Origin of the sequence: Lysinibacillus sp. RS11 (genome assembly GCF_042019215.1) — a bacterium.
Classification (GTDB): Bacteria; Bacillota; Bacilli; order Bacillales_A; family Planococcaceae; genus Lysinibacillus; species Lysinibacillus xylanilyticus_A.
On the sequence record NZ_CP168124.1, the window covers coordinates 2,731,685 to 2,753,957 of the forward strand.

The window sequence follows — 22,273 nt, forward strand, 5'->3', positions numbered from 1 at the left end:
GCTTACTGACTCCCTGTCCACAATAATTGAGTGATATATTGAGAATTATCTGGAGCTAAGAAAACAGCTGCACATCTAATTTTATTGACTATCACCAAAAGCAACTAAAGGGATCTTATTTTTAGCCACTTCGTAATACTCAATGTCTGTTTTTTCAACCCTTGTACACCTGATCAATTAGCAAGTAACTAATTTCATCATTTAGTTTAACATTAAACTAAACGTAATGAAACTACGTTGTTCAACATCCTTACATTTCATTTGCAATCTGCTTGACAATCTCATCAATAGTTGGGATTGCTGAAGTTTTATTGCCCTGTGTTAAAATACTAAAAATATACCATTTGCCACTTTTTCCTTTTACATAACCACTTAAAGCATATGTACCAGAAATATAGCCTGTTTTTGCAGATACACTATAGCCCTTCATACGGTTTTCTAAAGTTGCACCAACAAGCTTACCCTTTCTCCCTGCATGCGGTAATGCATCTAAATATGAGTAATACCAGGATTTACTTCGAACTTTATATAATAATAAACTTTCTTGCATACTACTTGCTCGATTTTGATGACTTAAACCTGAACCATCTTCAAAAACCCATTGATCCATATTTAGCCCAATATCATTACCGTATGTACGAATTGCTTGAATGCCAGCAGACCAGCTTCCTTCTCCAAGTAGTTCTCGTCCGAGTTGTTTTGTAAACATATCACCCATACCATTATTGCTTACCTTCAAAAATTTAAAGTTAATATCTTTTAATGGCTTGGAATAAGAAATACCTACTTGCTGAGCATTTTCAGGTACTTGTCCCATATTAAGAGGCATTGTTTGAATACCTTTTGCCACTAATTTTTCCCGAAATACATCGAGTGTATACAAGGTTGGGTCATAGACCGTGACATATGTACTTTTCTCTGAACCTGCGGGTAAATTCCCTGTCACAACAATTCGATCTTTACCATATTCTCGTGTAATCTTTACAGTACTTTTCTCGCCCTTTTTAACAACTTTTGTTTTGTTAACAATGGGAATTGTACTAGCAAACGGTACAAGCTGAACAGTCGCTGTAGAGCCGACCTTTGAACCAGTCACTTTAACTTGGACAGTCGCAATATCGTATTGCTCATTTGGCGAAATCGTTAATGCAGAAATACGGGAAGCATAAGGTAATGCTTCTTCTTGCGGTACAATTCCCTTCGGTAAGCGATCTGTATCAAACCACGTATCATCCGCAATTAAGGAACCTGTAATTTTCGATATACCCATTTTTTTCAATCCACTGGCAAAAGAATCTAAATGAGAAGGCAACAGCGTTGGATCTCCCCCACCCTGTAAATAAATATTACCTTGAAGTACACCATTTTCAATTGGACCATCGACATAGACCTTCGTTTCAAAGCGATAATCAGGTCCAAGTAAATCTAATGCAGCAGCACTGACCAAAAGCTTATGAGAAGAAGCAGGACGTATCATTTTTTCACCGTTTTTATTGTAAAGTACATCCCCGGTTTCCATATCTCGTACGGTAATGCTGTACTCATTATTCTTCCAATTTTTCGCAAGAACACTATCCACCTTTGTTGTCATGGTTTGCTCGCTTGCTTCAGCCTTTTCAAGAAAGGTTATAGGTAAGCAGCAAACCGTCAAAATCATTGTTAATAAAATTATTTTCTTTTTCATAGTACCTCCTAATAACAAATTTCTCCTTTTCACGCTTCTATTCTACGGAAAAATTTAGTAATTTACAATTAAACACTTTTTAATTTTTCAGAGAATAATATGTCATCTTTTTTATTCGACAGAATAAACTGTAGTAGCTAGCTAAATCACTTTCGAGAAAGGAGTTGGTTACGATGGGTGCTAAATGGATAAAAATTTCAGTCATGTATTTGATGCTTGTTTTCGCTTTTGGACTATTTATGCATTATACAATTCAACTTCAATGGACGGCTACACATGCCCACATTGGTGTAGTAGGTTGGCTGACAACTGGATTTATCGGTTTAATTTATTCAATTTATAAAGATGCAGCGGAAACGGGGCTGGCCAAAGCACAATTTTGGTTTTACAATCTCGGTTTGCCGTTCCTCTTAATCGGTATGATGATGGTTCATATGGATGTGCCACACTGGTTATTTGAGTTGTTCGTATCTGGTGGCGGGATCGCTGTAGCAATTTCAGTGTTATTCTTTTTTGTCAATGTCTTTAAACATGTAAAATAATGTACATCTTAAATAGAAAGCCCCACTTTTTTTGTAAAGTGGGGCTTCATTTATGCCATTTTATAGGCACAAGCATTCAAAATATTATTATTGCAATGAATTCGCCTGCATTTGATACATCTTTTCGTAAATGCCGCCCTGTGCTAAAAGCTCATCGTGTGTGCCACGCTCAACAATTTTCCCTCGATCTAAGACAAGAATACGATCTGCATTTTTAATAGTAGAAAGTCGGTGAGCGATAATAAATGTTGTACGTCCTTTTTTCAGCACATCCATCGCATGCTGAATAATCTCCTCTGTTTCCGTATCAATATTAGAAGTAGCTTCATCTAATATTAATATAGCCGGGTCAAAGGCAAGAGCACGTGCAAAGGAAATTAACTGACGCTGCCCAGACGACAATGTGCTCCCCTTCTCTATAACAGGCTCATCATAACCATCTGGCAAATTCGCTAGGACACTTTCCCCACCTACAGCCTTTAACGAAGCTTCTATCTTTTCACGTGAAATTTTAGGGTTGTTTAGGCTGACGTTAGAAGCAATAGTACCTGTAAATAAGTATGGGTCCTGAAGTACAATGCCCATATGTTCACGCATTGTTTGACGAGGAGCCGAAGTAATATCAATTCCATCAATCGTGATTTTCCCTTTAGATGGGTCATAGAAGCGGAACAATAAGTTCATAATCGAACTTTTCCCAGATCCTGTATGACCTACTAAGGCAATTGTTTCGCCTTGGTGTGCTTCAAATGATAGGTTTTTCAATACATATTCATCATTTTTATAAGCAAAGGAAACATCTTCGAATACTACATTTCCTTTATAACGAGGTAAACTTTTTTCAGATACAGGTTCCCCATTAATATCTAACACCTCAAACACACGCTTCCCTGCAACAAGCGAGCGCTCAAGCTGAGAAAATTGATTGACAATATTCGTTATTGGATTAAATAATTTCGTTAAATAATCAACAAAGGCATATAATGTCCCCGCAGAAATAACTTCCGTTGCCGTAAATGACTGTGTACCAAAGTAGAGAATAAAGATCGTAAACATAATAAGTCTTAATGTATTAACAAGGTTGAAGGAAGTTGCAGAATCAAGGAAAAGTAGCTTACGCTCATATGCATAATGCTCATTATTCATGTCATCAAATTCCTTCGTCATTTGCTGCTCACGGCGGAATGCCTGAATAATCGTCATCCCCTGAATGGATTCATTAATCATGGCGTTAATATCAGCAATTTTCGTTCTGATCACATCATTATATTTCGAAGCAACTTTACGATATAAAATCATCCATAAATAAACGACTGGTACCATCGTTAATGCTAGGAATGCCATTTTCCAGTTTAAAATGAAAAGTGCGATATAAACACCCACAATTGAAATTAAGCTCGTAACGAAGTTTGAAAGTACCTGTACATATAAATTACGAACAGCCTCCGTATCATTCGTTACACGTGCTACAATTTTCCCCGCTGGTAAATTATCGAAGTATTGAATTGGCAATGTTTGAATATGCTCAAAAACATCCTTACGTAATTTTTGCACAACACGGTTGGCACCCATTTGTAAATAGATATACATAAAATAGCGTAAAACAGCTGTAGCTATTGCTAAAATTAAATAGACAAGTAATAGCCAAGTAATTGGTTTTAGTTCGATGTGGCCAATTGTCATATAATTATCAATGATGTGCTTTGCAATAAATGGCCCAACAAGCTCCGTAAAGACAGCGATTGTTAAGAAAAATAATCCAAGTAATATCGGTTTTTTAAAATACATTGCATAGCGCATTAAACGTTGACTCGTACTCATGAGGCACCTCCTTCAAGCTGCTGACGGTCAAATTGCTCTTTATACCATCCTTGTTGTGAAAGAAGTTGCTCATGTGTTCCCTGCTCTACAATTTGGCCTTCATCTAGCACGATAATTAAGTCAGCATGCTGAATTCCTGATAAACGGTGTGTTGTAATAATCGTCGTTTTGTCTTGTCGTTCTCGCTGTATATTTTCAATAATTTTTGCCTCTGTCTTGGCGTCTACGGCCGAAAGTGAGTCATCAAGCATTAAAATTTCAGGGTCTTTAATAAGAGCACGCGCTATTGACACGCGTTGTTTTTGACCACCCGAAAGTGATACACCCTTTTCACCGACAAGTGTCTCAAGTCCCATCGGTAAATTTTCCAAATCCTTTTCAAAGTATGCTGCACGAATCGCCTGCTGCAAATCAGCCTGTGTCGCATCTTCTTTCCCAAATAAAACATTTTCACGAATAGTACGTGAGAATAGAACATGATCCTGTGGGACATAACCAATCCAATCGAGTAACTGCTCCTTCGTCTGTGCCGTAATATCGACTCCATCAATCGTTAGCTGCCCCTCGCCCATTGGATACTCACGTAATAATTGTCGTAGGAAGGTCGTTTTCCCCGCTCCTGTTTTACCAACAATCCCAAGTGTTTGCCCCTTTTCCAACGACAACGAAATTCGCTGGAGGTTTTTCACCTGACTCATTGGATATTGGAATGTTAAATCATCAAAGCCAATCGCATTTGGTGTCGCAATTATTTGCGGATTCGCAATATTTTGAACATCCGCCTCGTAGTTTAGCGTTTCCTGTACACGATCAAGAGAAGCACTTCCTTGCTGCATGACATTGATAAGTTCTCCAATTGCAAATATCGGCCAAACTGCTAGCCCCAAGTAAACATTAAACGTTACAAGCTGCCCAACTGTCATAGCCTCAGTCGCTACTAAATGAGCACCATAGCCAAGCGCTACTACATAACTGATCCCAGTACCGACTTTTGTAATCGGTCCAAATAAGGCGTTAATTTTTGCAGTGTGCATATTTTTTTCATAGACACTTTCGCTCATCTCTGCAAAATTTGCCTCATCCTTTTTTTCTTGTACATATGCACGTACTACTCGCACACCTGCAACGGACTCAAGAACACTATCATTCAGCTCTCCAAAAGCATCTTGTGCCTTCATATAACGCTCATGCACAATTTTCCCTAAATATTGAATAAGGATGGCCATGATCGGCACGGGCAACATTGCAAAAAATGTAAGCTTCCACGAAATCAAGTAACCCATGGCGAAAATAATACAGCCCATATAGATCGTGGAATCAATCAGTGTCATAATCCCGAAGCCAGCAGTTAGTGACACTGCGTTTAAATCGTTCGTCGCACGTGCCATTAAATCTCCTGTGCGATTTTTTTCATAAAACGTTGGCGTCATGCGTAGAAAATGCTGCATAAGATTCCGACGTAAAATTTTCTCTAGGTTAATAGCTCCTTCAAATAATCTGAATTGCCACACAAAATTAAGGACATAACCACCAATAATGATGCCAACAAAAATCAAAATATACTTTGATAATATAGCTGGTGTCATTTCTCCCGCAGTCAATATATCAATAATTGACCCTAGTAAATACGGTGGAACAACTTCCAAGCAACTGGCAATTATTAAAAGTACAATTGCTACTGTATATTGCTTCCAGTATTTCTTAAAAAACCAACTTAATTTACTTAAAACATCAAACATACATTATAACCTTCTTTCTCCAGTGCTGTTGAGGCTTACTACCCACTATCTAGACATTCCTTTTTGAAAATCATTTTTAGTACTGTGTTTCGCATACTGCATACACTCCTTTTTTGTTATCACTACAACCTTTTTTACAACAAAAAAGACACATACCCCTAAAAAAGAGCATGTGTCTCTTAATAAAAGGCAAGATGTAACCCATGCCTTTTGCTGCAATGTAAAATACAAAGCTAGAAGACATGGACAATGTATGCAGTTGTGTGTTGATATGATACTGGTAAAACTAACATTGCCATGACCTCCTTCGCTTAATTTGTTATAGTGTTCTTGAAGGTTATCATACTTTAGAAATATTTGTCAACAACTCCACTGTTATTTTTTACTTTTTTCAGAAAATTATTAGCACTTTAAAGCAATGAATTATTACAGTCATAATCTTACCTTTAGCATTTTAATTCTTCAAAACAACATCAGGTATCAGATGAATTATTTAACCATACCGATCCACTTTTATTAATTAGAAACTGCTAATTTTCGCTATGGGCTGCTCACTTTCCTAGTTGAGCATCGGGCAGCTTCTTTCGTAGCAGGATGTGCTAATTATGTGCCATTACTTTAACTAATTACTCTTTCAACCTTCAACACTCTTTAAACAAGAACATATATTTCGTTTACACAAAAACATGCGTTTATTATTTAGCAAGGAAACTAATTGGAGTTTTTATGGTTCATCACCAAAACGTGTGGTTGATTTCCGTTCCGACTGGGCGCTTTGCCGCTGACGCTTCGCTTTCGCGCAGAGCAGAGCTTCCTGGGGGCGTCCGATGAGCCGCTTCACTCGCGTTGCTCGCTCCAGGGTCTCATCTGTGACGCTGATCCCCAAGGAGTCACCCAGCCTCCACTCCAATCAACTTATTTACATAGTATATGTTTTAACAAATGTCATCCACAACTTTTGGTGATGAGCCATTTTTATAAAAAATGCTTAAAAACTTCCTATGTTCAAGTTATATTATTAATAACAAAAGCGACAGTCCGCATAGGGAGGAGAATACAAATGGGAATGATCGGCTACTACACGGCTTTGCCAGAGTAAGAAATCCAGCAACTTGTATCCATTGAAGCCATGACACGAGACGAGATGCTTGAGGAGGCCATTTCCCCTCTCTACGGCGACGCGGAAGATGGGGAAGCAGAACAGTTTTTCGACTATCTATACAGTTATTTTAACGACATTCGCAAGTACAATTCTAAAACCATTGTTGAAGGAAAAGGACTTGTATTCTATATTTCATAATACTATGCATAATACAAAGTCTGGCACACGTACTTGTTTAATCCGAATTTGTTGAAACGTAATATACTACCCTGCCAAACGATCAGTTGTCATTGTCCCATTTTGTAAATCCTTCAGATGTGAAGCAGCTTGTACAATAAAATTTTCTGTTTTAATTTTCAAAGCTGGTGAATCGGGATTCCAATTTGTATTTGTCACTTTCATTTCCGCCCTTTTGTCTTCCCTAATGAATTGACTTGCATTTTACTGTTACTAAGAACGATTACTTGTCCTGATAAATTATTATTCCCTTTTAGTTCCAAATGTTGTCGCTCTCTATCTATGCCAATTCATGTGCTTCACTAAATTATTTCTTCAGATTTTATTATGTTTCCAAGTACCGCCCTTCTTATCATCATCATTATTTTTAGTAATTTATTAATTAGTAATTTATTAATTAGTAGTGGTGGATTTTCCGTTATCGGGTTTTCCGTTGACGGGTTTTCCGCTTCCGGTATAACCGTACACGGGTTTTCCGTTAACGGATATTTAGTAGACGGTGGAACATGAGATCATAATCACCCCTCCCTTTTATAAGTTATATACATATCAAACTATGAAATGGGGACAATAATTGCGAATTACGTGGCAGAATATTCGTATAGTTGAAGGGGTTTATGGCAGTCAATATGACATGCACCGGAGCTACTCTGTAAACTCTAAAAAGAGGTTGCTAAACACTTTATCAAGATAATTATTACACTTAGTTTGTAGCACGTAATAGGGACCGACCCAAACTCTAAAAATGCCACTACATCCTTTGAAATATTTGGATTCATATAACGATCGAAATATATCTAAAATTCATTTCTCATGATACACTTTTCTATATAGACAATTTAGTAAGGAGTCTTAAATTTGAAATCATTTTTAGCTGTTGGGATTGGCGGATTTTTGGGCGCCATCTGTCGATATAGCCTTAGTATTACACTCCCAAATACAGGAAGTTTTCCATTTACAACACTTTGTATAAACTTAATTGGCTGCTTTTGTTTAGCATGGCTTTTTACTACTTTTACAACACGTACACCTGTTGTTTTAGGAATTGGTACTGGCTTTTTTGGTGCCTTTACAACCTTTTCTACATTTTCTCTAGAAACATTATTACTTTTGCAAGATAGTAAATGGCTACAAGCTGTACTTTATACGTTAGTGAGTGTTTTTGGCGGTTTAGCTTGTGCATGGCTAGGATTTAAACTAGCAAAGGGGCGCATCGTATGATCATGGTTGGAATTGGTGGATTTTTGGGTGCATTAGCCAGGTTTTATTTAGGAAAATGGCTTGCCCATACATATCCATGGGCAACGTTTTTGATTAATATAACGGGTTCTTTTGCACTGGGCTTACTATTTGCTTTACAGCTAAGTGATTGGCTTTGGCATTTTATAGGGATTGGTTTTTTAGGAGCCTATACAACATTTTCAACATTCGGTTTTGAATGCTTGCAGCTCTTAGAACAGAAAAAATGGAGACAAGTAATTGTTTATATATTCACTACAGTTTTATTCGGTATACTTTTCGCAACTCTTGGTTTTCTACTCGTATAACAGCATTTATGAGGTGATTATTTGACACAACCATCAATCGAACAATTACAAGCACTCGAAGCTGAAATTGAACAAACATTATATAGATTAATCGACCTAGAATTAGAAGAAAACTTTCCAGAAATGAATACTCGCTTTGCACAATTACTGGCAAAGGTTCAGGCTGCTCAGTTAATTGATTACAAGCTTGACGTCCTCGTTGAGCCTCAAGCATTGCCAACAGAAACATGTATTCTGCTACAAAGTTTAATAGAGGCAAAGGCTAGACCACATAAAAGACAACGACTTCTCACGCATCGTATGATTTTGAAGATATGGCTACGTAAAAATCAACGTTTTATGAATGAATTTTTACCACAAATGTTTTAGACGCCTCTTGATTTCTCAAGGGCGCCTCCTTATATTTCCGATTGATATTACAGTCGATTTTCTTATTTTATCAGGTGTGTTAATTAACATTTTTACCCACTTTTATTTATTAGAAGAAACACTGGTTTCCTCTAGGAACCGTTCTTTCTTCATTCATATTTGGACCTTAATCGTAGGTTTTTCCACATATGATAGTAGACCCCACAAGAAGTCATCACGGCTGGAACTGTAAAAATAAATGAATATGTAAGTCCTTGCTGTGCAATGTATTGAATTGTCCCAGAGGTAAATGTCATAAATATCCATAAAAATATAGTGATAGCAAGAGCAACCGATGCTACTAAATTAACAGGCTTCGCAAGACGATTTAATTTATCTAAAGAAGATTCAGCATCACTATAAATAGGTGTAGTGCCTGGAGCGGCTTTAAAAATATGCATATCAGTACTTGAACAAACATGTGTCCAGCCACCGTAAGCAAAAAGTTCAAAATACTCCTCTTCTTCAGTAGCTCGTAATTTACGATAGTCGATATTGTAAATTACTTCTTCTGAATCGCCTTTCTCTAGCTCATAGCATGCAAATCGAAATCTTTTTAGATGCCAGCCCTTTGCCGCTTTTTTACTTAATTTTTTCATATCGCGTTCCTCAAAAAAAGCTAAACCATCTGATATCATATATCTCTTATCAAGCACTATATATTCCCCCTTTGTAATCCCTGCTCTGCTAAATGAATCATGACCTTTCTTCTTTCAATATCTTCATGTAATATTTCTCGACCTTTATCCGTTAAGACATAGACTTTTCTACGAGAATCTGAATCATCGTGTAGCTGAATAAGCTGTTCTGCTACTAGTTTTTTTATAATTGTATAAAGGGATGCTGGTCCAACTACAAAAGTACCCTTTGTCGTCTCCTCTATTAAACTCATGACAGCATAGCCATGTCGAGGCTCCGTTAAGGCCGCCATAATATAAAAAACAGAATCTGTTAACTGCTCTAATGATTTCATTGCCTACACCTCCAACATATCATAAAATGATATATCATAAAACAATATATCATTTTATGATATATCAAGCAACTCTTTAAAGCATTTACTCCAAAATATTAAAAATCCCCACCTAGCTTTGGAGGGGATAATTATAACGCTCTTTAATTTTCACGAACTGGACGATTCAACGTAGCTGATATCTGACCGTTTCTTTTCTCGTGTTTTAATCTAACAACAGAAAGTCATCTCCCGCTTTAATAATATATTCATTTAACTAAAATCAGAATAAAGGACATAGAGACCACATTCCAAACATTGAAATAAATACCCTTGATGATGCCCATTATTCATGAGGGATTCTGACAACTCTTCATTAGAAAATCCAGTATAATTCTCAAATTGATCTGTAATGCCTAGCTCCACTAACTCACTCCAGCCAACATAGCCAATAAATGCACAATAATCTGAGCAATGAGCCATCCAATTATTACCTTGCCAACTAACAAAACCTGGCGTTCTACACATAACTTCCTCAGTAAAATTTGCATTTACAACATTCTTATCGTTTATTAGATCTTGCTGGAAAGTACCGTCGTATTTTTTAGCAGCTGCACCAATATGTATACATGTAGGACAGAGATATTCAACCTCTTCAATAGCGTAAATACCCCCAGTATAATAAACATCTACTTCCTGTTCACAGCAATCACAGGTAACAACTGCTTCTGCTTCAAAGATTTTGGATTGCAATGGATTTGGTAAATATTTAAATTCAGGTATTACCGTTTTAGTTGTTTGATCCTCTCTAATTTTACAAGGATACAAGGCTTCACAAAATTCGGATTATCTATGTAATATTTTATTGATCCGAGTTTTTTCCGATCTTTCTTGTTCCCTAAATCCATAACTGAAGTGAAAATTTTATAAGCATCAGCATACATTCTAAGCATGCAGTAGACGTCTACAAGTATCCTTAGATTTTCCTCCGTTTGTTCTTCAAGTTTCAATTTTCCCTTGAACTCATGCATTTGATTAATTCTATCTGGATTTGAAGGATTGAAATTTTTCCTTTGTTCATGCCATTCTTCTAAAATAGATGTAGTCATATATTAACTCCCTCTAGAAGGATTTGACGTTCCTCAATTTAATTCATTGTAAAAGAATAATCTTTTATGACTTTACAAATTTCCACGTTATATTGTGTATACCATTTTTCTTTGCCAAATTGCTGTGCAACTAGATGTTTTGAATTCTCTTTCCAAGCCTGGATTGCCTCTAGTGATTCCCAATAGGATACAGTAATCCCCTTCCCTTCAACACTTCTAGCACTTTCTACACGGAGAAAACCAGGCTGTTTTTGTGCTAGTTCATCCATTACTTCTGCCATTTTGGCATAGCCCTCTCCATCCTTATCTGTTCTTTGTGATGTGAAAATTACGGCATAATATGTTTCCATAGCTATTTACCCCCACCTCTTTATGTATTATTGTAAACGATAAATACTTGTAAGAAAATCGAAATATGGAATACATCATTTATTGATAGTGAATGGAACTTTTTCAGTTTCATTTCATTATTTATGCGTATATTTAGCTGAATATAGTAAACAGGAGGAAGCTGCCTTGAAAATATTATTAGCAGAAGATGATGTACGACTGAGAAGAAATATCGTTCATATTTTAAAGAAAGAATTTCACAATGTGACAGAGGCGGGAAATGGGCAGGATGCGTTAGACCATACTCTTACAGAAAAATATGATCTTGTTATTTTAGATTGGATGATGCCGCAGCTTAGTGGAATTGATGTATGTCAGCAGTTAAGAGACACTGGATTCAATGGTAGTATTTTAATGCTAACAGCAAAAGACGACACAGAAGACATCATTAGGGGGCTTGATAGTGGTGCAGATGATTACATAGTAAAGCCATTTAAAATAGAGGAACTGTTAGCAAGAGTTCGCGCATTACTACGCCGAAAAGATAAAGTAATTGAACAGGTTATCCAAATAAATCATTTACAACTAAATATAGATTCCCGAGTATTTTTGTACAATAATGAAGAAATTGACCTAACTAAAAATGAATTTTTACTTTTAGAATATTTATTTATCAATAAGGGTCGTGTACTTACAAGGGAACAGATTTGTATTTATATATGGGGCTACGATTATGATGTTTCAAATAATTCCCTAGATGCTTTAGTGAAGCTTGTGCGAAAAAAAATTGATGATGGTCAATCCAAATCACGTATTCAAAATATCAGAGGTATTGGCTACAAACTGAGGGAAAACTAATGTTTCATAAAACGAGAAAAAAATTATCCTTTTTGTATGCAACGCTTTACTTTTTATTATTTTCATTATTCGTTATTGTTCTATACTTTTCACTCGTTAAATTAATGGAAAATCAACAAATAAACGAATTAGAAGACTTTTATGGTAAGCAAGAGCACGATTTTTTTGAACACGTCTATGCAAACACAAAAACTTTAAATTATAATCCTAATCGCAATTTTTTTTACTATATTTACACAAAGGATCATCAGTTTGTTCATGGCGACGAATCTTACAAAGGGCTGAAGAAACAGATTGAAAAAGTATTTGGCAATAGCGACCCAAGTGAAGAACTTATAAAACATTATGAATGGCAAGAAGAGCATTTTCTTCTTCTAAAAAAGCCAATTGTAGACAACGATACAGTAGTCGGGTATATTTTCGTTGGTAAATCAGTAACGTCACAGCATCACTTTTTCAAAAATGCAAAGTATTTACTAATACTATTAACTTGTATCTCGACAGTCTTAATCGGACTTCTGAGCTATTATATGGCAGGTAAAGCGATGATACCTATTCAATGGTCTTTCGATAAACAAAAAAAGTTTGTATCCGATGCCTCCCATGAATTACGAACACCACTCAGTATTTTTTATAGTTCACTTGAAATTTTAGAAGTTGAGGAAGCAAAACAGTTAAGCCCCTTTGGAAAAGAATTAATTGCGGATTTAAAAGATGAAGCTGAAATAATGAAAGATCTCATAGAAAAACTGCTGTTCTTAGCGAGACACGATCAGCATCAGGCTTCCATTCATAAAGAAATAATACCATTATCTACTTTACTCAATAAAATAAGCTCGAAATTTCAAAAGATTATGCCTCCTGACATACAGTTTTCCTCTGAAATTCAAGAGAACATCGAGCTACTTGGAGATCCTTCAAAAATACAAGAGCTGCTTTATATATTATTAGATAATGCGATAAGATATACAAATAGTGGAAAAATCACACTTACACTTTTAAAAAATCAAGGCTTTGTAAAAATTACTGTTGCTGATAGTGGAATTGGTATGACTGTACAGGAATTGCCTTTAGTGTTTGAGCGATTTTACCGGAGTGACTCCGCTCGTCAACGAAATGGAACTGGTTTAGGTCTTGCCATAGCAAAAGCAATAGTAGAGCAGCATGACGGAAAAATTTATGCAACAAGTAAAGTAGGTAAAGGCACTACATTTCATATTGAACTTCCTAGTTAACTTTATTGATCATCATAAAAGAATCGGGGCTTTTTAGGGCAGCCCCGATTCTCTTTAATGATTGTGCGATGTTGAAATATTTCCTTTATTCTTGAGCTTGCTTATTGTTCTTGCCATCAGTATTAACAAGGTAACCGCTCCAGAAGCTACATATAACATGATAACGAAAGCATTTTCTGAATCAGTTCCAATAAGTACTCCATGGGCAAGTGATAATACCCATGCTGGTAACACAAGAAAGTGAAGTTTTTTCCATAAGGAGCGATTCATCGTTCGCATCCATAAATCCGATGTCATGATTACCATTAGAAATAAATAGAATGCTATTGTTCCAAGTGCCGATGGTATAGACTCATATTCTGCCGAGAAAGGGACTAACGCCTCAACTAAACTATACGGCTTATAGTGATCAATTAAAAGCACTAACATATGCCCTATCACAGTGACTAACCCGAGCCATCCCGCATTTTGATGTATATGATAAATTAAATTCTTATGTGATTTTACAAATGATGATTTTCTCAATAAACCAAAAATAATAGAAATTGTAAAGTAAAAATACGCTAAAAACCCTAATAATCGAATCCATTCCCATGTACTTATTAGCATTTATTTCACTCCTGTCATCCTCCAACTTGCTGTTTGCCCTTCTTTCACAATAAAGCGGGCACTTTGCCGACAATTTTTTTCGAACCATTGCTGCAGCTCATCTTCCTTCATAAGGAAGCAAAGTTTTGCACCAACCTCTGCATCACATAAAGAGGACGTTACGACTGAAGCCTGTAATACTTCTGTATTTGCGATTTCACCTGTTTGTCCGTTCAATAAATGATGCTTCTTCTTTGTTCCTTGTATCCAACTTCGATAAACTTGATTGGATGTAGCAATGGCACCTGTTTTTATCTTAATTGAGCTAATTTCCTTGTCGATATTCCATGCATCTGCAACACCGATTGTCCAAGTCTTTTCTCCAGAAGACCACATTTTCATATCCCCTCCTCCGTCTATTAGTCCGAAATCAGAAGATACCTCATGCTCAAGCCAATTAGCCATTTTTTCAATGGCAAACCCTTTGGCAAACCCGCCTAAATCAATTTCCTGCTGTGCCATCTTCATTACTTGCCCATCACCTAGAAATTGAAATGGTTGAACTGTAACTAGAGATTTGTTTTGAAATGACTTGCTTTTAGCTGTTAAAAACGGGAAAGATTGATTGTAGCCATGCTGTTCTAATTGCAATTTAAGATATGGTGAAAATAAACCATTAGAAAGTTGATAATAATGATCTGCTTGCACTAAACATTCATATAATAATGAACTAATGTGTAGCGTTTCTCCCATTTTCAAATCATTAAGTTGTGATAATTCGTTGTTTGGTTGAAACCTTGACCACTCTTTTGCTACGTATTGTAGCCATTTCTCTGCTTTTTCTTTCCATGTGATATGCACACCTCTTGGCATAGCTATATAAAATTCTGTATTCATTATTTGTAAAGTGAGTGTATCCACACGACCAACTCCATTAAGTTCTTTTCGTTTTTCGCTCGCTTTTAACAGCGGGTTGACTTGTCATTTCAAAGTTCGTCCAATCAAGCTGTACTAGCTCTTTTTCTCTTTTTGTCATATTGTCCTGATCTACATCCTGACTATTATTTGTGCGTGTTGTTTCGGCTTGTGTTGGGCTGTTAATTTGGGTGATGATCGCTGCAGATAAAAGTATCCCTGACGCTCCTAATACCCACTTTGCCTTTTTCGGATCTTTCATAACGCTTCCTCCTAATTCGTAATTGGCTGGCATACAAACGTTTGATTACTTTCTTGCCATTCCGCTAAATAGCCTAAGCCGTTCGTTATTGCACTAATAGGTACATATAATTCTTCATTTACATAAAATGCTTGTGCTGGAGATGGTGTTTTCACGTTATTATCATAGACAACGTTTGTACCAGCACGGAAAAGTAATTCATTCGCTTGATATTGGATAGCTAAAATTTTACTTTCTTTGTAAAAGATCGCCTTTGCTCCTAAAACCTGTGCTACTGTTTTTCCCGGCACAAAAAATTCTCCGTCTTTTGGTATCACCGAAAAGTTCTGCTCCTTATTCGTACCTTCTACCTTTAATGTGACCTTTTGAGAGTTCGTGAAAGGTAATACGTCTTTATCTGCGACAACTGTTCGTGTCCAAATATTCCAAGTACCCTTTTCACTTACCGCATCTTGAAAATAGTAAGTTTCTTCCCCTTCTTCATCCTCATCATAATATTCCTCATCGTGCTCGTAATCGTCATCATCGTAGTCTTCATACTCTTCATGTTCTTTATATTCATGTTCATCATCATCTGCATATATGACTACGCCATTTGATATAACACCTGCCAATACTAGAACTAAAATAAGACCAATTTTTTTCATCTTCATCTACAACACACCTCGTTCCTTTGACTTCATTTTAGGTTTTAAAAATGAAAGGAGACTGAATTTTTCAAACAAATTTAGTCATACAAAAAGCCATTCCTATGGACAGATTTCTCTGCACCTAGCAATAGCTTGGTTTATCAGTTTATTATTCTTTGGATTTTCTCTTATTTCTGATCAACTTTGTTATTAATTGGGCCGCTTTTCTTTAAATATGAAGCAATTTCTGTGGGTATCTTTTGGTGCTAATCTTAAAGGAACAGACCAGACATATGCGGATGAAGCATATTATGAAAATCAAGATAAATAAAAATAGCTATCTACTAATTTGGACCTGAGTACAGCCCCAAGTTTATTTATCACCAAATACAAAAACTCCATTTTGAAAAAAGATTGATCAAAATGGAGTTAATTTTTCTAACTAAGTATGAGATGTTTATAAAAAAGTTTGGTTAATTAAATGAGCCTTATTCAGCTAAGAATGAATTGAAGCCTTTTCGCAGGTGATCCGTTCTCAAATTTAAATGTAGCTGTCAATGCAACAATTTAGACCCTTAGTGAGCCACGGAAACCCCTTGCAGCATAATAGGATTCTGCTCCGTTGTGGTACATAACTCAATCTTTTTCTCTTGCTCTCTGTGTATCTCTTATATTCTTTTGAACCGTTATAGCTGCAAATAAACTAAGAACAAATGCCATACCATAAAATCCTTTTTCGCTTAAAACAATACTCCCTGCATTGTATAAACCGATGGCAATTAATGAAATAGATACAATTAGTGCGAACCAACTAATACCATAATAAATACTCGTAACTGGTATTCCCTCATCTTTATCTCTAACTGCTTTTTGTAAAGATATCGCCGAATAGAGTCCGAATACTAAAACTGCAAAGTAAAATCCTTTTTCGTTCAATAGCATATTTGCATTAAACAAACCTATAAGATAAGACGAAACACCTACTAATAACGCTGCCCACGATGCCCCTTTGAAGGCTTGAGTCGGTTCTCCCTCTTTTCTTTCTTCTTTCACTTTTAATTCATTTCGTTTTCCTTTATCTAACAAAACTTCATTTTCATTGGTCATTCAATCTTCCGCCTCCATCTTTTCATCTAATAAAAATGGGGCACTAGAGACACTGTAGTGCACCTACATCTATTATATAGAAATCACTTGCAAATAATATATAACTTTATTATTATTTTCCATTCAGGATTTCTAGACTCATGACTTGCTACACTATCCTGTCATTAAGTTGAACAAAAAGTCTTGAGGTCATTAAAGACACAAGACTTTTCCCTTAATAATTGGTTTCCTCCTTTTATATGAAAATGTGTTCCGATCAACGCTAGAAATCGGTTACCCGTTAGCCATCGTTTAATCATTTTCTGCCTGAGTTACTCAACAATCACGCCCGATTATTGAATAAAAACGGCTCTAAGCGTTTCGATAATTTGCTAACATAATTTCATCATAATATTTATCTAATTGAGGCAAACCCAACTCTTCTGCGATCATAAGCTCAACCTGCCTGTCATAATCTACTCTAATAAATTGAATGGCATTGTTTGAATGTGTTCCATCTAAGATTGCATATGAAGCTGAAGTTAAGTCAAGTGAATTCCCGACACTGCCAACGTTACACAGAATACCCTTTTTATATGTCTGTAAAAAAGTTGTATGTATGTCGCCGTAGAATACAATATCAGGAAGTTTATTGTAATGGAGTGAATTTGTTATTTCACTATTCTCAAACATCGATAAACGCTTTTCAATTGGATGTCTAACCGAGATACGTTCAAATTCACTTCTTGGAGAAGCATGGAAAAATCTAATTAATTGTCCGTTTAATTCAAGATCAATATTGAATGGTAACAAACTTAGATACTGATAATCTTTTTCTGTTAATCTATCTTTGAACCACTGTATAAATTCATTATCAGTAGGTGATTGAATAAATACGTCCCAGTTACCTCGAACTACTCTTTCGCAGTTCTTTTGGATGAGTTCTATACATTCAGATCCTCGGGGACCTTTGCCGATTAAATCTCCTAAACAAAAAATTCTTTCAATCTTTCTTAATCGAATGTCTTTTAAAACTGCTTCTAATGCCGTTTTATTCCCGTGGATATCAGAAATAATTGCAATTTTCGTCACAAAGCTTCCCCCTCATAAATTCCATCTATTCCCTATAGTTGTTTCTCCATGTTATTCGACAAAATGCCTTTTAATCCCTTTAAAAACTAGATGGACCGAAAAAAAGACGTACATATTTCTGAAGTGCGTCTTTAACATAATGAAAAAGCACAGAACCCCCTTTAATGTACTTTGTCATTTTTCGCACTTATACCCTTACAAAAAAGTCGTTTTAAAAAGTAAAGTTGTTTAAAGAATGCGAGTGATTCTATTCAATAAGCGGGCTATGATGCAATCTCTCATAAATGACACCGTGAAACTGCATTCTAAAAATGAACAATGTACCATAATATTAGTGCAATCTATCATCAAACATTAATTGTATTTGAATACCAAACGGGTCTTCAATTATTCCGTATGCTTTGCTAAAAAGATTAGTAGCTAACGGAACAATAATTCTTACTCTCTTATCTGCTGTCAGACTTCTATAAAAATGTCTGATCTCTTCTAAGTCCGCACTTTGAATACACAGTGAAGTGTTATTTCCCACTACATATTTTTCTCTAACATCCATAGTATCTTCTGCCAACATTACTTTTGTTCTTCCAATGGATAAAACGGAGTGAGAAATATGATTTTTATTCTGTTCTGTAAGCTGCAGCGAGCTATCGCGTTTGGCCATGTCCTCATAAGTAACGACTAATAATTCCTCTGCATTAAAATGCTTTTTGTAAAAATAGACCGCTTCTCTAGCTTTTCCGTTCATGGATAGGAAAATGGCTACTTCTAGTGTTGTACTCATATTAAATCTCCTTTATAAATAATTTCGGTAGATACCTTCTCGATTGATATTACCTTGATCTTATTTTAAGATGTAAAGGTATCAAAACATGACACCTTTAAGGAGATTTGTATGAAGAAATCAGAAAGAATAAATGACATGATTAGATACTTAAATAATCGGGAGTACTTTAATTTAAGTGACCTAATGGCTAAATACAATATTTCCAAAAGTACAGCTCTACGTGATATTAGTTCATTAGAACAATTAGGTATGCCTATTTTTACTGAACATGGCAGGCATGGACGTTATGGTCTTTTAAAAAATCGATTACTATCCCCCATTATCTTTACGATTGATGAAGTATATGCTTTGTACTTTGCCATGCTAACGCTAGAATCATATCAATCAACTCCATTCCATTTAAGTGTTACTAAACTAAATGAAAAATTTGAAAACTGTCTGTCTAAAAATCAAATACAGCAAATTCACAAGATGAAAAAAGTTCTACAATTTGAAGTAAATCAGCATAATCATGTAAGTCAATTTTTAGATAAAATTTTAAAAAGCGTTCTTAATGAAAGCACCTGTAAGATTCAGTATTTGAAAAATAACGAGCACAAAAATTACCATGTTCAATTTTTCAAAATTTCTGCTAGATTTGGTCAATGGTATGCTACTGGAATAGAGTTCAATACGAATAAACATCGAGTTTTCAGATGTGATAAAATAACCTCTTTAGAAGAACAAGATATCAACTCACACTTTTCTATTGATCATCTTATTCGTCGGTCATTAGAAATTTATAAATCGGAGGAGAGTATTGACTTTGAAGTTGAGATTTCAGCACAGGCAAAGGATATTTTTTATAAAGAACATTACCCTTCTATGAAATTAGAAATTGGTAGTAAAACAGTCGTGAAGGGATTTTATAATCCTCGAGAAGAGGAATTTATTGCTAATTACTTTCTGAAATACGGTCATCATGTTCTAACAGTGAAGCCTGATTCATTAAAGCATGTTATCCAAGATGCCATACAAAACCTTTTCAATCACTATCAAAAATTATAAATCAGCTTGCGGATCACAATATAAAAAAGTTTGCCCTCAGGTTGCTAAAAAAAACTATGGAAGACAGAAAAGGAGCCAAACGAAAGATAAATGGACCCGCAAGCTCCGGCACACCAATAGAAACAGCAAACATTTGCTGAAAGAAGTTGAATAATCAATGAAGCAAGATTGTACGACTACGCCATTTGTTATAAAACCTGCCAATAATAGAACTAAAATAAGACCAATTTTTTCTTCTTCACCTGCACCACTCCCTTTCCTTTGACTTCATTTTAGGTTTTAAAAATGATAGGGGACTGAATTTTTAAAACAAATTTAGTCATACGAAAAAGCCATTCCAATGGACAGATTCCTCTGCACTTAGAAATAGCTCGGTCCCTAAGTCTATTATTCTTTAGAGTTTCGCATTGATTAGATATTTAACTCTACCTTTTCGAGACCAATCACAAAACTATTTTGGTAAAACTATCTTACAATTGCAAAAAGACCAAGTAACTAGGTCTTTTTTGATATACTCTTTACAAATATCGCAGTAACTTTTACTGTAAATAAATAAATTACTAAGAATCAATTTTGAAAGGATATATGTCTTAAATGAAAATAAACATTAAAATTATTGAAAAACTTAAAGAAGAATCATGTACATTTAACATTCATAAATTAACATCCTTTATTCAAGATATCGTATCAACTCTTGAAAAAAGCTCTGACAACTATTTAATAGCAAATTCCACATCAAAAAACGAACAAGAAAAGGTTCCTTTTTCCAATATATTTTATTTAGAATATCTTGAACGAAAAATATTCATTTATACAAATGATACTATTTTTGAAACAAAGAGCCCTTTATATAAATTAGAACATGATCTTCCCAATAACTTTATTAGAATCTCGAAAACTATCATTATCAATATTCATTTTTTAAATAAATTTTTGGTTAAACCTAATGGTAATCTTGAAGCATTTCTCACTAACGAAGAGAAAGTAATTGTGTCCAGAAAATATGTATCTTCTTTAAAAAGGACACTAACAATATATTCCAAAAGTCCACTTATGTATTGATTTTTACCACATATGTTAATACGTATTTCTTTATTCCCCCTTTGATGCCATTATGGATAACATCAAAGGAGGCATTAAAAAATGTATAACAACCTTACAGAAATATTTTTAAGAACGCCATTGTGGGTATGGATATTATTATTCATTTTAATAAAAAGAGGGATTGCTATTTCCCAGGAAAGACCAATCAATTTATCTAAAATGTTTTTAGTTCCTTTTATCTTTATGATATGGGGATTAGAAAAAATGATCACTCAATTTTCGCACTTAGAGTTATGTTTAATAAGCTATTCCCTTTTCATACTTCCAGGCACTTTAATTGGTTATTTGTTGTATAAAAAATATCAAATTTTTCACAAACAGGATTTAGTAATCACGAGAAAGAAATGCTATCTTCCATTAATCATTATATTGATTAATTTTATGATGAAGTATCTTTTAAATGTCACGTTAGGCATTTCTCCAGCATTTTATAATGACATTTCATTCAATATAATTTATTCTGCCATAAGTGGTCTTTCTATAGGGCTTTTCTTTGGAGGAATTCTTTATACATATAATGTACACAAAGAATTAAACAAGCCTATCTTAAAACCATAAAAATTTTGAGGGGGAGACATTTCATTGCAATTAAAAAATAGACTACTTTCAGGTTTAGGAACTGGTGCATTTATTTATATACTAGTTTTACTATCGAGAAAAAATATCATCTCTTCAGAAGCTGAGATTATTGGTGTGTTAATAATCTCAGCTTGCGCAGGTATTTTTACAATCATTTTTGAAATTGAAAAGATTAACTATTTGTTTGCTTTAGTCATCCATTTTATCTTGATGTTTTTATTAGTCTTCTCGATATCTTTATATAACAAGTGGACAGATAATTTTCTAAGTGCAGATTTTCTTGGTGGTTTTTTATTAATATATATATTTGCATGGATTATAACACTGATTAAGACTAAAAAAGAGGCGAATGAACTTAATGCCTTACTAAAGCAGATAAGAAATTTTTAAATTAAAAGAGTGTTTAAAGAAACCAAATCATATTTACCAATATTAATCGGCAACATCCAATCTCCTCTCTCGAGGAATAGATGATACAGAAGATCACTCATTTTGTAGAGTGGTCTTTTGAATTATCTCCAAAAACTTCACTCAACTAGTTTTTGATTCCTATCACTTAGTATTGTCCTTTTTCTTTCCCAACATCTTAACAGCGTCATACCTTGGTGTTTTTTCAACAGATA

General features: G+C 35.0%; 27 protein-coding genes and 1 pseudogene. 10 read left to right on the forward strand and 18 right to left on the reverse strand.

What is annotated here, in order from left to right:
* Nucleotides 1-250 precede the first annotated feature (250 nt).
* The gene (dacB, locus tag AB9L17_RS14005) at nucleotides 251-1,684 is read right to left on the reverse strand and encodes a D-alanyl-D-alanine carboxypeptidase/D-alanyl-D-alanine endopeptidase (protein WP_068984575.1); all 1,434 of its coding nucleotides are present in this window, start codon (nucleotides 1,682-1,684) and stop codon (nucleotides 251-253) included.
* A gap of 173 nt (nucleotides 1,685-1,857) precedes the next feature.
* On the opposite strand from dacB, the gene AB9L17_RS14010 reads away from it, so the two are divergent.
* The gene (locus AB9L17_RS14010; protein ID WP_068984576.1) at nucleotides 1,858-2,226 is read left to right on the forward strand and encodes a hypothetical protein; all 369 of its coding nucleotides are present in this window, start codon (nucleotides 1,858-1,860) and stop codon (nucleotides 2,224-2,226) included.
* 87 nt (nucleotides 2,227-2,313) lie between these two features.
* On the opposite strand, the gene AB9L17_RS14015 is transcribed toward AB9L17_RS14010, so the two are convergent.
* The 4 genes from AB9L17_RS14015 to AB9L17_RS14030 form a co-directional block, all read right to left on the reverse strand.
* A complete protein-coding gene (locus AB9L17_RS14015; RefSeq protein WP_068984577.1) occupies nucleotides 2,314-4,047 on the reverse strand; it encodes an ABC transporter ATP-binding protein in 1,734 nt (577 codons plus the stop codon).
* Nucleotides 4,044-5,786, reverse strand: a complete 1,743-nt coding sequence (locus tag AB9L17_RS14020) for an ABC transporter ATP-binding protein (RefSeq protein WP_068984578.1) — start codon at nucleotides 5,784-5,786, stop codon at nucleotides 4,044-4,046. The genes AB9L17_RS14015 and AB9L17_RS14020 overlap by 4 nt, the downstream gene beginning before the upstream one ends.
* Nucleotides 5,787-6,510: 724 nt before the next feature.
* Complete coding sequence (locus AB9L17_RS14025) at nucleotides 6,511-6,672, reverse strand: hypothetical protein (protein WP_223556486.1); 162 nt, start codon at nucleotides 6,670-6,672, stop codon at nucleotides 6,511-6,513.
* Between the two features lie 480 nt (nucleotides 6,673-7,152).
* Entirely contained in the window at nucleotides 7,153-7,284 is a 132-nt protein-coding gene (locus AB9L17_RS14030; protein WP_375199273.1) for a hypothetical protein, read from the reverse strand.
* A 699-nt stretch (nucleotides 7,285-7,983) separates the two neighbouring features.
* Between AB9L17_RS14030 and crcB (AB9L17_RS14035) the strand changes: the two genes are divergently transcribed.
* From crcB (AB9L17_RS14035) to AB9L17_RS14045, 3 genes are read left to right on the forward strand one after another with little or no spacing between them, the layout of a single operon-like run.
* Nucleotides 7,984-8,346, forward strand: coding sequence for a fluoride efflux transporter CrcB (gene crcB, locus AB9L17_RS14035; RefSeq protein ID WP_375199274.1), 363 nt, complete (start codon nucleotides 7,984-7,986; stop codon nucleotides 8,344-8,346).
* Nucleotides 8,343-8,672 (forward strand): fluoride efflux transporter CrcB, encoded by a 330-nt coding sequence (gene crcB, locus AB9L17_RS14040; RefSeq protein ID WP_223556494.1) that lies wholly within the window; start codon nucleotides 8,343-8,345, stop codon nucleotides 8,670-8,672. Before crcB (AB9L17_RS14035) ends, crcB (AB9L17_RS14040) begins: the two co-directional genes overlap by 4 nt.
* A 21-nt stretch (nucleotides 8,673-8,693) precedes the next feature.
* Nucleotides 8,694-9,041 carry a hypothetical protein gene (locus AB9L17_RS14045; protein WP_223556496.1) on the forward strand — a complete coding sequence of 116 codons (348 nt, stop codon included), beginning with the start codon at nucleotides 8,694-8,696 and terminating at the stop codon, nucleotides 9,039-9,041.
* 149 nt (nucleotides 9,042-9,190) lie between these two features.
* Here AB9L17_RS14045 and AB9L17_RS14050 read toward each other — a convergent pair whose 3' ends face one another.
* The 5 genes from AB9L17_RS14050 to AB9L17_RS14070 all read right to left on the reverse strand — a co-directional run bounded on the left by AB9L17_RS14050 (nucleotide 9,191) and on the right by AB9L17_RS14070 (nucleotide 11,491).
* On the reverse strand, nucleotides 9,191-9,736 hold the full coding sequence (locus tag AB9L17_RS14050) for a DUF2812 domain-containing protein (RefSeq protein ID WP_223556498.1): 546 nt from the start codon (nucleotides 9,734-9,736) through the stop codon (nucleotides 9,191-9,193).
* Nucleotides 9,736-10,053: a PadR family transcriptional regulator gene (locus AB9L17_RS14055; RefSeq protein WP_223556500.1), complete on the reverse strand. Its 318-nt coding sequence runs from the start codon at nucleotides 10,051-10,053 to the stop codon at nucleotides 9,736-9,738. Before AB9L17_RS14055 ends, AB9L17_RS14050 begins: the two co-directional genes overlap by 1 nt.
* A 252-nt stretch (nucleotides 10,054-10,305) precedes the next feature.
* Nucleotides 10,306-10,860: a CbrC family protein gene (locus AB9L17_RS14060; RefSeq protein ID WP_223556502.1), complete on the reverse strand. Its 555-nt coding sequence runs from the start codon at nucleotides 10,858-10,860 to the stop codon at nucleotides 10,306-10,308.
* Nucleotides 10,815-11,141 (reverse strand): hypothetical protein, encoded by a 327-nt coding sequence (locus tag AB9L17_RS14065; RefSeq protein WP_223556504.1) that lies wholly within the window; start codon nucleotides 11,139-11,141, stop codon nucleotides 10,815-10,817. Before AB9L17_RS14065 ends, AB9L17_RS14060 begins: the two co-directional genes overlap by 46 nt.
* 38 nt (nucleotides 11,142-11,179) lie before the next feature.
* Nucleotides 11,180-11,491, reverse strand: coding sequence for an antibiotic biosynthesis monooxygenase family protein (locus AB9L17_RS14070; protein ID WP_068984584.1), 312 nt, complete (start codon nucleotides 11,489-11,491; stop codon nucleotides 11,180-11,182).
* Nucleotides 11,492-11,657: 166 nt separating this feature from the next.
* On the opposite strand from AB9L17_RS14070, the gene AB9L17_RS14075 reads away from it, so the two are divergent.
* The gene (locus AB9L17_RS14075; protein WP_068984585.1) at nucleotides 11,658-12,329 is read left to right on the forward strand and encodes a response regulator transcription factor; all 672 of its coding nucleotides are present in this window, start codon (nucleotides 11,658-11,660) and stop codon (nucleotides 12,327-12,329) included.
* Complete coding sequence (locus AB9L17_RS14080; RefSeq protein ID WP_375199275.1) at nucleotides 12,329-13,564, forward strand: sensor histidine kinase; 1,236 nt, start codon at nucleotides 12,329-12,331, stop codon at nucleotides 13,562-13,564. Before AB9L17_RS14075 ends, AB9L17_RS14080 begins: the two co-directional genes overlap by 1 nt.
* Nucleotides 13,565-13,618: 54 nt before the next feature.
* Here the strand turns inward: AB9L17_RS14080 and AB9L17_RS14085 are convergent, their stop codons facing one another.
* The 8 genes and pseudogenes from AB9L17_RS14085 to AB9L17_RS14120 all read right to left on the reverse strand — a co-directional run bounded on the left by AB9L17_RS14085 (nucleotide 13,619) and on the right by AB9L17_RS14120 (nucleotide 18,917).
* The gene (locus tag AB9L17_RS14085) at nucleotides 13,619-14,173 is read right to left on the reverse strand and encodes a ferric reductase-like transmembrane domain-containing protein (protein ID WP_223556508.1); all 555 of its coding nucleotides are present in this window, start codon (nucleotides 14,171-14,173) and stop codon (nucleotides 13,619-13,621) included.
* Nucleotides 14,174-15,073, reverse strand: a complete 900-nt coding sequence (locus AB9L17_RS14090) for an FAD:protein FMN transferase (protein WP_223556510.1) — start codon at nucleotides 15,071-15,073, stop codon at nucleotides 14,174-14,176.
* A gap of 13 nt (nucleotides 15,074-15,086) precedes the next feature.
* Entirely contained in the window at nucleotides 15,087-15,329 is a 243-nt protein-coding gene (locus tag AB9L17_RS14095) for a hypothetical protein (protein WP_068984588.1), read from the reverse strand.
* A gap of 11 nt (nucleotides 15,330-15,340) precedes the next feature.
* Complete coding sequence (locus tag AB9L17_RS14100) at nucleotides 15,341-15,982, reverse strand: copper amine oxidase N-terminal domain-containing protein (RefSeq protein WP_139114420.1); 642 nt, start codon at nucleotides 15,980-15,982, stop codon at nucleotides 15,341-15,343.
* A 543-nt stretch (nucleotides 15,983-16,525) separates the two neighbouring features.
* Nucleotides 16,526-16,591, reverse strand: a pseudogene (locus AB9L17_RS14105) (DUF4256 domain-containing protein); the annotation flags it as partial.
* A gap of 3 nt (nucleotides 16,592-16,594) precedes the next feature.
* Nucleotides 16,595-17,065, reverse strand: coding sequence for an inner membrane protein YiaA (yiaA, locus tag AB9L17_RS14110; RefSeq protein WP_068984589.1), 471 nt, complete (start codon nucleotides 17,063-17,065; stop codon nucleotides 16,595-16,597).
* Between the two features lie 351 nt (nucleotides 17,066-17,416).
* Nucleotides 17,417-18,136 carry a metallophosphoesterase family protein gene (locus tag AB9L17_RS14115; protein ID WP_375199276.1) on the reverse strand — a complete coding sequence of 240 codons (720 nt, stop codon included), beginning with the start codon at nucleotides 18,134-18,136 and terminating at the stop codon, nucleotides 17,417-17,419.
* Between the two features lie 331 nt (nucleotides 18,137-18,467).
* A complete protein-coding gene (locus tag AB9L17_RS14120) occupies nucleotides 18,468-18,917 on the reverse strand; it encodes a VOC family protein (RefSeq protein WP_375199277.1) in 450 nt (149 codons plus the stop codon).
* A 111-nt stretch (nucleotides 18,918-19,028) separates the two neighbouring features.
* Between AB9L17_RS14120 and AB9L17_RS14125 the strand changes: the two genes are divergently transcribed.
* The 4 genes from AB9L17_RS14125 to AB9L17_RS14140 all read left to right on the forward strand — a co-directional run bounded on the left by AB9L17_RS14125 (nucleotide 19,029) and on the right by AB9L17_RS14140 (nucleotide 22,040).
* Complete coding sequence (locus AB9L17_RS14125; RefSeq protein WP_375199278.1) at nucleotides 19,029-19,967, forward strand: helix-turn-helix transcriptional regulator; 939 nt, start codon at nucleotides 19,029-19,031, stop codon at nucleotides 19,965-19,967.
* A gap of 594 nt (nucleotides 19,968-20,561) precedes the next feature.
* Nucleotides 20,562-21,029, forward strand: a complete 468-nt coding sequence (locus AB9L17_RS14130; RefSeq protein WP_375199279.1) for a LytTR family DNA-binding domain-containing protein — start codon at nucleotides 20,562-20,564, stop codon at nucleotides 21,027-21,029.
* Between the two features lie 81 nt (nucleotides 21,030-21,110).
* Nucleotides 21,111-21,629 carry a hypothetical protein gene (locus tag AB9L17_RS14135; protein ID WP_375199280.1) on the forward strand — a complete coding sequence of 173 codons (519 nt, stop codon included), beginning with the start codon at nucleotides 21,111-21,113 and terminating at the stop codon, nucleotides 21,627-21,629.
* A 24-nt stretch (nucleotides 21,630-21,653) separates the two neighbouring features.
* Complete coding sequence (locus tag AB9L17_RS14140) at nucleotides 21,654-22,040, forward strand: DUF3021 family protein (RefSeq protein ID WP_375199281.1); 387 nt, start codon at nucleotides 21,654-21,656, stop codon at nucleotides 22,038-22,040.
* Nucleotides 22,041-22,273: the final 233 nt, after the last annotated feature.